The organism is Ornithinibacter sp., assembly GCF_035443565.1.
GTDB lineage: Bacteria > Actinomycetota > Actinomycetes > Actinomycetales > Dermatophilaceae > Fodinibacter.
Map to the genome: position 1 here is coordinate 1 of NZ_DAORSO010000373.1, position 1,333 is coordinate 1,333.

Here is a 1,333-nt window from a genome sequence, read left to right on the forward strand (position 1 = left end):
GAAGCGGGGATGCCGGGTGCGGCGGGTACGCGCGACGCCCCGGACGAGTGCTCGTCCGGGGCGTCGCGGGCGGTCCCGGTGCCAGTGGGGCGTCAGCCCATGCGCTGGCCGGTCTCCTTGTTGAACACGTGCATGTGGTTCGGGTTCGGGTAGACGTAGATCTTCGAGCCCTTGTCGGGCACGTTGCGGCCGTCGACCCGCGCGATGAACGGCTTGGCGAGGGCGTCGTCGCCACCGCCCTCGAGCTTGACGTCGGGGTTGGCCGGGGTGGCGTAGACGTAGGCGTCGGCGCCGAGCTCCTCGACGACGTCGACCACGAGCTCGAGCCCGTCACGGTCGGTGGTGACCTCGACGTCCTCGGGGCGCATGCCGACGATCACGTGCGACCCGGCGGCACCGAGCAGCGAGCGTTCGACGGGCAGGCGGTGGCTGCCGAACTGGACGCCGTCCTCGGTGACCGGCACCGAGACGAGGTTCATCGCGGGGGAGCCGATGAAGCCGGCGACGAACACGTTGTTCGGCTTGTCGTACATCTCGCGCGGGCTGGCGCACTGCTGGAGGATGCCGTCCTTGAGCAGGGCGATGCGGTCACCCATGGTCATGGCCTCGATCTGGTCGTGCGTGACGTAGACCGTGGTGACGCCGAGCCGGCGCTGCAGCGACGCGATCTGGGTGCGGGTCTGCACGCGCAGCTTGGCGTCGAGGTTGGACAGCGGCTCGTCCATGAGGAAGACCTGGGGGGAGCGGACGATGGCCCGGCCCATGGCGACGCGCTGGCGCTGGCCACCGGAGAGGGCCTTCGGCTTGCGCTCGAGGTAGGTGGTGAGGTCGAGGATGGCGGCTGCCTCCTCGACGCGCTTGCGGATCTCGCCCTTGTCGACGCCGGCGATCTTCAGGGCGAAGCCCATGTTGTCGGCGACCGTCATGTGCGGGTACAGCGCGTAGTTCTGGAAGACCATTGCGACGTCGCGGTCCTTGGGCGAGAGGTCGGTGACGTCACGGTCACCGATCCAGATCTTGCCGCCGTTGACCTCTTCGAGGCCGGCGAGCATGCGCAGCGAGGTGGACTTGCCACACCCGGAGGGGCCGACGAGAACCAGGAACTCGCCGTCCTCGACGTCGATGTTCAGCTTGTCGACGGAGGGGGTGTCGTTGCCGGGGTAGATCCGGGTGGCGTTGTCGAACTTCACGGTTGCCATGGGCGTCTTTGCCTTTCCTTCACCGGCAGGAACGTGCCGGACGATCCGTTGTAAAGGTGTTGCTCCCGCCCACATCGGTGTAAGCGGTTTCGCCAGTATGCCGTGACCGTGCTGGCGGCGCCACCCATGTCCGC

Annotated in this window: 1 protein-coding gene; it reads right to left on the bottom strand. The window is 68.0% G+C overall.

The window, feature by feature from the left end; translation table 11 throughout:
• Positions 1 to 92: 92 nt before the first annotated feature.
• Complete coding sequence (locus PLL68_RS15285) at positions 93 to 1,199, bottom strand: ABC transporter ATP-binding protein (RefSeq protein ID WP_324535568.1); 1,107 nt, start codon at positions 1,197 to 1,199, stop codon at positions 93 to 95.
• Positions 1,200 to 1,333 lie beyond the last annotated feature (134 nt).

Excerpts from the sequence above, each read along its gene's own strand:
- PLL68_RS15285 (WP_324535568.1), bottom strand. The coding sequence starts at position 1,199 with ATGGCAACCGTGAAGTTCGACAACGCCACCCGGATCTACCCCGGCAAC.